The 7075-nt window shown below is 70.4% G+C and carries 10 protein-coding genes; 5 read left to right on the top strand and 5 right to left on the bottom strand.

Going from position 1 to position 7075, the window contains the following annotated elements; translation table 11 throughout:
- Positions 1-52: 52 nt before the first annotated feature.
- A complete protein-coding gene (locus ACFU7Y_RS36515) occupies positions 53-571 on the top strand; it encodes an SMI1/KNR4 family protein (RefSeq protein WP_380770931.1) in 519 nt (172 codons plus the stop codon).
- Positions 572-589: 18 nt separating this feature from the next.
- On the opposite strand, the gene ACFU7Y_RS36510 is transcribed toward ACFU7Y_RS36515, so the two are convergent.
- From ACFU7Y_RS36510 to ACFU7Y_RS36490, 5 genes are read right to left on the bottom strand one after another with little or no spacing between them, the layout of a single operon-like run.
- Positions 590-1624 (bottom strand): 2-dehydropantoate 2-reductase, encoded by a 1035-nt coding sequence (locus ACFU7Y_RS36510; protein ID WP_380770930.1) that lies wholly within the window; start codon positions 1622-1624, stop codon positions 590-592.
- A 48-nt stretch (positions 1625-1672) separates the two neighbouring features.
- A complete protein-coding gene (locus ACFU7Y_RS36505) occupies positions 1673-2494 on the bottom strand; it encodes a class II aldolase/adducin family protein (RefSeq protein ID WP_224276101.1) in 822 nt (273 codons plus the stop codon).
- Positions 2495-2537: 43 nt separating this feature from the next.
- Complete coding sequence (locus ACFU7Y_RS36500) at positions 2538-2924, bottom strand: hypothetical protein (protein ID WP_224276099.1); 387 nt, start codon at positions 2922-2924, stop codon at positions 2538-2540.
- Between the two features lie 42 nt (positions 2925-2966).
- Positions 2967-3230 carry a hypothetical protein gene (locus ACFU7Y_RS36495; RefSeq protein ID WP_224276097.1) on the bottom strand — a complete coding sequence of 88 codons (264 nt, stop codon included), beginning with the start codon at positions 3228-3230 and terminating at the stop codon, positions 2967-2969.
- A complete protein-coding gene (locus tag ACFU7Y_RS36490; protein ID WP_224276071.1) occupies positions 3227-3589 on the bottom strand; it encodes an ATP-binding protein in 363 nt (120 codons plus the stop codon). The genes ACFU7Y_RS36495 and ACFU7Y_RS36490 overlap by 4 nt, the downstream gene beginning before the upstream one ends.
- A gap of 265 nt (positions 3590-3854) precedes the next feature.
- On the opposite strand from ACFU7Y_RS36490, the gene ACFU7Y_RS36485 reads away from it, so the two are divergent.
- From ACFU7Y_RS36485 to ACFU7Y_RS36470, 4 genes are all read left to right on the top strand, one after another.
- Positions 3855-4667 (top strand): DUF5753 domain-containing protein, encoded by an 813-nt coding sequence (locus ACFU7Y_RS36485; protein WP_263454557.1) that lies wholly within the window; start codon positions 3855-3857, stop codon positions 4665-4667.
- A gap of 3 nt (positions 4668-4670) precedes the next feature.
- Positions 4671-4856 carry a DUF397 domain-containing protein gene (locus ACFU7Y_RS36480; RefSeq protein WP_224276067.1) on the top strand — a complete coding sequence of 62 codons (186 nt, stop codon included), beginning with the start codon at positions 4671-4673 and terminating at the stop codon, positions 4854-4856.
- A 56-nt stretch (positions 4857-4912) separates the two neighbouring features.
- The gene (locus tag ACFU7Y_RS36475) at positions 4913-6502 is read left to right on the top strand and encodes an immunity 49 family protein (protein ID WP_380770929.1); all 1590 of its coding nucleotides are present in this window, start codon (positions 4913-4915) and stop codon (positions 6500-6502) included.
- Between the two features lie 197 nt (positions 6503-6699).
- On the top strand, positions 6700-6906 hold the full coding sequence (locus ACFU7Y_RS36470; RefSeq protein ID WP_380770928.1) for a hypothetical protein: 207 nt from the start codon (positions 6700-6702) through the stop codon (positions 6904-6906).
- Positions 6907-7075 lie beyond the last annotated feature (169 nt).

The following is a 7075-nucleotide window of genomic DNA, read 5'->3' as shown; positions in this document are numbered from 1 at the left end:
TGTCAGCAGCGGGCCGTAGCCTTCGGCCGGGTCCACACGCAAGGGGAGAGGGATGGCGACGTTCGAGGATCTCAAGGCACTGCTGGGAGAACCCCGTTTCAACTGGTCCGATCCCACTGCCTGGGTGCGGCTGGAGCAGGAACTCGGGGTCGCCCTCCCCGCCGACTTCCGGGACTTCACCGACGCCTACGGTCCGGTGGAGATCAACAGCCAGCTGTACCTGGAACACCCCGGCCATCCGATCAGGAACCTGGGCGAGAAGATCAAGGAGTCGCTCGAACTCTGGCGCGACGAGGACGAAGCGGAGTTCCTTCCCGCCCCGGCAGGGTCGGGCCCCGGCGAGCTGCTGCCGATCGCCACGGCCACCACGGGCGAGTTCGTCTTCCTGCGGGTGCCCGACGAGCCGTCGGCACCGTGGGGCGTGGGCGTACTGGAGACGGACACCCTGGAGTTCGTGTCCTACGAGTTGACGTTCGGCGACTGGATGCTGGCGTACCTCAAGGGCGAGGACGTCACGGTCCACTCCCACAACTTCGCCCCGGACCGCCCGTTCTACCGGCCGCTGGCCTAGCCACGGCCGGGCCGACTGTCAGCCGGCTGCGGCGAGTTCGACAAGGAGGGCGGGGCCGGCCCAGGCGGGGGCGGCACCGGGGGCGGCCGCCTCGGCTTCGCGGACGAGGGTGACGAGGCGGGCGTTGGCGGGGGCGGTGAGGCCGTGGCGTTCGGCGAGGGCGACGATCTCGCCCTGGAGCGAGTCGATCTCGGTGGGGCGTCCGCGTTGGAGGTCCTCCCACATCGAGGAGCGGGCGGTGGCGTCGATCCGCAGGCCGGCCCCGGCCAGCCGCTGGAACAGGACGTCCGGCAGGCCGAGCACCCGTGGCATCAGCCCCGATGCCACCGGGCCGAGCCGCGCCGGCGCGATTCCGGCGGCCCGGAACGCCGCCAGCGCCTCCCGCTGGCAGCGCGCCACGCACAGCCGGTACGCCCGCTGCCCGACCTGCTCGCGCAGCGGCAGGCCGGAGAGCGCGTTGACCGCGTTGTTGAGGTTCATCAGCAGCTTCGCCGCCTGGACGGCCGGCGTGTCCGACCGCAGTTCCAGTTGCAGGCCGCTCGCCCGGGCCGCGTCGGCGAGGGCGTCCGCGCCCTCCCCGGCGGCCAGCATCAGCGACCCGCCGCTGCCCTGGTGGAAGGCGGCGGGGCCGGTCCGCACCACGTTGTACGGGACCATGCCGGCCAGCACCCGGTGGGACGGCAGCGCGGCCGCGAGGACCGCAGGGTTGCGCAGGCCGTTCTGGAAGCTCACCACCACCGTGTCGGGGCCGAGGTACGGGGCGAGTTCCCGGGCGGCGGTCGCGGTGTCGGCGGACTTCACCGTGACCAGGACGCAGTCGGCGCCGGCCGCGGCCTTCGCGTCGGCGGCGGCGGTCACGTCCCGCACCTCGCGGCGGGCCTCGCCCGGGCCGGTGAGGGTCAGCCCGTCCGCGTCGATCGCCGCCATCGCCGCCGGCCGGCCGATCAGGGTCACCTCGGCGGTCGAGGCGAGCATGCCGCCGAGGTGGCAGCCGATGGATCCGGCGCCGAACACGGTGATCCGGAGCTTGCTCCGGGCGGGAGTGGTGGACACGGGATGGCTCCGGGGCGAGGGCGGAAGGGGCGTGGAGTACGGGGCCGGTCAGTCGAAGAGATCGGGGTCGGAGACGGTGATCTGGTCCCACAGCGGGCGGGCCTGGAACCAGCCGGCCAGCGGGGTCCCGATCTGGCCGCGGGTGATCAGGGCGGTCTCCCGGTCGATCGGCTTCGGGGTGCCGGCGGCCATCGCGAGCAGCTGTGCCTGGCAGGACCGCTCCATCGTGACGAACCACCAGACCGCCTCGGCGACCGACTGGCCGACCGTCAGCAGGCCGTGGTTCTGGAGGATCACGGCCTTGTGACCCGCCAACGCGGCGGCCACCCGCTTGCCCTCCTCGGTCTCGGTCACGACGCCCCGGTAGTCGCTGTACAGCCCGTGGTCCTCGAAGAAGGCGCAGGCGTCCTGGGTGATCGGGTCGAGCGGGATGCCGAGGCTGGAGAAGGCCTTGCCGTGGAGCGAGTGCGAGTGCGCGGCGGCGATCGCGTCCGGGCGGGCCGCGTGCACCTGGGAGTGGATCGCGAACGCCGCCCGGTTCACCGGCCGGCTGCCGTGCAGCAGGGTGCCGTCGTGGTCGACCAGGACCAGGTCGGAGGCCTTGATCTGGCTGAAGCTCATGCCGAACGGGTTCACCCAGAACCAGTTCGGGTTCTCCGGGTCGCGGGCGGTGATGTGCCCGGCGACGCCCTCGGAGAAGCCGAACCGGCCGAACAGGCGGAAGCCCGCCGCCAGTTGCTCCTTGCGGTACTGGCGCTCCTCCTCCACCGAGTCGAACACCGGCGGCAGCGGCAGGGCGGCCCCTTCGGGGGAGGGGCCCACGACGCCGCTCGCCGCGTACGGGTCGTCGGGCTGTTGCGGTGCGGGCATGGCGACTCCTGGGGTTGCGGTCGGTCCGGTCAGGGATGAGGCGTCACGCCGGAGCGGCGGCGGACGCGCGGAAGCGGTCGAGCAGCTCGCGGGCGGGCGGGCTGTCGGCATCGAAGCTCTGCATGCCCCGGAGGTCGGCCGGCACTCCGGGGCCTGCCAGCCAGGCGCCGTGGCAGCTGAAGCAGAAGGAGATTTCGAGGAGGAGCCCGTCGGGGGCATGGGCTCGGATGCCGTAGCCGGGCTCGAAGCAGCGCCGCAGTTCGCCTTCCGGCAGCCCGCCGATCAGGTCGAGGGCGGACCGGAGGTGCTCCGTCTCCCAGACGGCGAGAGTCTCGCCGGTTACGGAGTCCGAACCGTAGGCGCTCCTCGGGTCGGCGATCCGGACGACTTCGATCAGGTGGGCCTGCGAGGCGGCGTCGGGGAGCAGCATCCGAACAGAATCACAGAGCCGGGCTGATCCGGGAAGGTGTCGTCACTCCGCCCGGTGCTGGGCGTCGCGGTTGCGCCGGAACTCGCGGATGAGCGCGAGGAGGTTGATCAGGGTGCTGGCCGGGATGTTGCCGACGTCGATCAGGCGACGGCCGTGGAGGTTGGTGTCACCCGGGGTGGCGGAGGGCCAGAGGAGGCCGAACTCGCGGCCTTCGGTGCGGAGTTCGACGATCAGTTCGGCGACCTGGCGCGAGGTGAGGTGGAGCAGGGCCGGGTCGGCGGGGTGGATGGGGTGGTGGGCGCTCACGCGGCACCGTCCAGCTCGAACCAGACCGTTTTGCCGAGCTGTTGGGGGTCGACGCCCCAGCGGTGGGTGAGGCCGGCGACGAGCTGGAGGCCCCGGCCGGTCTCGGAGAGGAGGGAGAGGGGGGCCTGCTCCGGGAGGAGGGGGCTGCGGTCGGAGACGGCGACCCGGAGGGTGTTCGCGCGGTGGTGGATCAGGATGACCGGGGAGGTCGTCCCGCCGTGCCGCCAGGCGTTGACAATGAGTTCGACCATGGCGAGTTCGGCGTCCGCGATGAGGGAGGGCGGCCAGCCCGCGCTGGTCATCCCGTCGCGGAGGGCGTCGCGGGAGAGGGTGAGGGAGGGGGAGTTGAGGTTGCGCACAGTGTCTCCCGAAGGGGAAAGGGTGAGACCGGCGGATGCGTCGCCGTGAACGAACCCACTGGACATGGGTGTTCTTCGGTGCCCGAGCGGCGTTACTGACGATCCGTTCGGTGATCGGTGCATCACAGACTGTAGGGCATGAAGGCTCACATGTGCCACCAGATCCGGAAACATGGTCCACTGGTGGTCGCTGGACTGTTGGCGATACGGCGTAGATGCTTGGGCCATGCCACCACGTACAACCCCATCGGCCAGGCAGGAGCGATTGGGCATCGAGCTGCGGAAGATGCGAGACAGCGCCAAGCAGACAACTGCCCAAGCTGCTGCCGTGTTCAGCCTCGATCGGACGAAGATCACGCAGGTCGAGAAGGGGAACTACCCCATCACGGCGGAGCGCGTCCGGGCGCTCGCGGAAGCCTTCGGAGAGGCTGACTCCGAGTACGTCGCAGCTCTCGCGGCTATGGCCGAGGAACGGCACAAGGGGTGGTGGGACGAGTATCGCGGCTTTGTTCCGCAGGGATTTCTCGACATCTGCGAGCTTGAGCACTACTCGATGGGCATGCAGTCGTACCAGATCTGCCATCTGCCGGGGCCGATGCAGTCGGAGCGATACTGCCGCGCGATCTTTCAGTGCGCCCAGTCGCCGCTGACTCCGCGCGTCGTCGAGACACGAGTCGAACAACGCTTGCGTCGATCGCAGACGCTGATGGCGGAAGGGGCCCATCCCTACACGGCGATCGTCTACGAGGCTGCCCTGCACGCGCAGTTCGGCGGCCGTGACGTCACTCGGGAACAGTTGGACTGGATGCTGGAGCTATCTCAGCGCCCTCACGTGACACTTCGAGTCGTCACGTTCGATTCGGGCGGCTTCATGGGGTCCGGCCAGGCCATCATCTACGCAAAGGGCCCCGTCCCTCGTCTCGACACGGTCCAATACGACTCGGTCGATGGGCCGATCTTCCTCCACACGACAGAGCATCTGAACACGTACCGCGGCATCATCGAGCGGATGACTGATCGGTCTCTTTCGGTTGAAGGTTCTCGCGACCTGATCGCGAAGATCAAGAAGGAGATATAGATCGTGAAGATTCTCGCCTGGACACGCCCGGCGTCGTGCGCCAACTCGAATAACTGCCCCGAGGTTGCCGTGACCTCCGACGCCGTCTACGTCCGCAGCAGTCTCCTGCCCGAAGCCATCGCCCAACTCACCCCCGACGAATGGCGCGACCTCGTAGCCGCCATCCGCCAGGGCGAGTTCGACGTCTGACTCCCCCGCTGCACCGGCCGGGTCCCCCGTCCCCGGCCGGTGCTTCAATCGTCCCCATGCGGATAGAGCGCCACCAGGTAGCCACCCCAGCCCTCGACGACTTCTCCGACCGCATCGGTCGCCAAGTCCACTCCTACTCCCGCGCCGGCCTGATGACCGCCACCGAGTGGCAGCTCATCTCCGACGCCTTCCTCGACCAGCTCGGCGCCCTCTCCGTCACCTCCCCCGAGCTCTCCTCCCCCGAGGCCAGGGCCCTCCTGCGCAACGCCGCCGAAGCCGCCGCCGGCGCCGTCTCCTTCGCCGCCTACTACCCCCGCGAGCGCTTCTCCGTCTTCCTCGACTACGTCAACATCGGGATGAGCTACGACCCCGAGGCCGCGGACACCCCCACCCCCCTCACCGCCCACCGGTGGGTCAACGCCTTCTGCCTCGCCGTCCTCACCGACACGTTCGACCGCCACGCCGAAGCCTTCATCTTCACCTGGCAGGCCCTCGCCTCCTCCTCCGACCTCGCCACTGCTCTCCTCTCCCACTTCCTCACCCGCATCGACGCTCCCTCGAACGCCGGTGACGACCCCGCCCTTCGCGCCCTCCACGCTCTCGCCACCCTCGACCGCCCCGCCTTCGACGCCGCCGTCCTCGCCCTCCTCGACCGCACGGACGGCACCCGCCCCCGCACCCTTCTCCCCCTCCTCCCGCTCGCCCTCTCCGCCCTGGCCCACCGCGCCCACGGCTGGCTCCCCACCGTCGAGAGCGACTACCTCCCCCACTCCCTCGTCACCGGCTTCGCCACCCCCGAACGCCGCCCCGAGGACATGGCCTGGCCCGTCCGGCTGGATCGTCCGACCCCGCCGATCCCCCTCCACCCGGACAGCGAGGCCCACTACGAGCGCGGCATCCGGCGGGCGATCGCCCCCGAGCCCGACGACGGCTACCCCGTCTCCAGCCTCGCCCACGCCTTCGGGCAGCAGGTCCGTCTGTTCCGCGCCCGCGCCTCACACGCCGACGACATCACCGACACCCAGCTCGCCGATCTCCGTCTGGCCTCCGGGATCGGCTCCGCGCTCTCCCGGATCGCCCTCGCCGACCCGGGCAGCACCGTCGCCGTCACCCTGGCCGGCCGGACCGTGTACTTCCCCGCCACCCGCGACGACGACACCGGCCCCGGCCACTGGCAGCTCGCCGTGAACCTCGCCCTCATCACCGGCAACCAGGACGACCTCGCCCCACTCCTCCTCACCGGCCCCACCCACTCCACCGGCGACCGCTCCGTGTACGCGGCCTACCGCCTCGCCCTGCACGACCACCTCCGCGGCATCGACGCCCGCCCCGCCGTCGAGAAGGCCCGGCTCGAAGCCGCACGCGCCCAGGAGTGGGGCTTCTTCCCGGCGCCGGTCGCCCTGCTCTCCCAGCTCGTCGACGGCGACGAGGCCGGCTTCAACCTCGCCCTCCTCGACGCCCTGACCGCCCACCGCGACCACCACCGCGTCGCCGACCGGGCCACCGAGCCCACCGCCCCGCTCAACCTCGACGTCCTGGCCCTCGCCTGCCACGCCCGCCGCCACCGCGGTTGGACCGTCCGCGTCGAGTCCCCGTACCTCCCGGCCCGACTGCTTCGGGGCCACGATTCGGCGCACCGGCACTGAGCTGCTAATATTCCTGATGTCGCGAGGAACATGAGTCCTCGTCAGGCGTCAGCGGTGCTACCAGAGCACGTCCTACTTTCAGTAGGAAGAGTCCGTGCAACCCGGGCCTGGCGCTCCACCGTCGGAAGGGTCCGGCACCACACAGGTGCCGGACCCTTCCGCATTCGCGGCGGCTCGGCCGCTCCAGGAGGCCCACGGTGTCCGGTCCTCAGGACCTGTTCGACTACTGGTGGACCGCCACCCCGGACAGCGAGCGTCTCCAGTGGACGCTGGACCTAGGCCTCGACACGTCGTCGCTGACGCCCGCGCGCACCACGATGTCCACCCGCTCGGCGTCCCCGGGCGTGGATCGGCGGGCCAGGACGGCAATGTCCTCCGGGTCCCAGAAGCGGTTCGACAGGTAGCCCGCCGAGGCCCTCGAATTTCGCGAGGACCTCCGGCCCGGCCGCCTCCGGACCGCGATTCGGTGCAGGGGTGTTGAGCTGCTAATATTCCTGATGTCGCGAGGAACATGAGTCCTCGTCAGGCGTCAGCGGTGCTACCAGAGCACGTCCTACTTTCAGTAGGAAGAGT

This window comes from Kitasatospora sp. NPDC057542 (assembly GCF_042801945.1).
GTDB lineage: Bacteria > Actinomycetota > Actinomycetes > Streptomycetales > Streptomycetaceae > Kitasatospora.
This window is presented reverse-complemented; position numbering and strand designations above follow the sequence as displayed.

What these genes read in the sequence shown, in the direction of transcription:
- ACFU7Y_RS36515 (WP_380770931.1), top strand. Translation starts at nt 53, where the DNA reads ATGGCGACGTTCGAGGATCTCAAGGCACTGCTGGGAGAACCCCGTTTC.
- ACFU7Y_RS36505 (WP_224276101.1), bottom strand. Translation starts at nt 2,494, where the DNA reads ATGCCCGCACCGCAACAGCCCGACGACCCGTACGCGGCGAGCGGCGTC.
- ACFU7Y_RS36500 (WP_224276099.1), bottom strand. Translation starts at nt 2,924, where the DNA reads ATGCTGCTCCCCGACGCCGCCTCGCAGGCCCACCTGATCGAAGTCGTC.
- ACFU7Y_RS36475 (WP_380770929.1), top strand. Translation starts at nt 4,913, where the DNA reads ATGCGGATAGAGCGCCACCAGGTAGCCACCCCAGCCCTCGACGACTTC.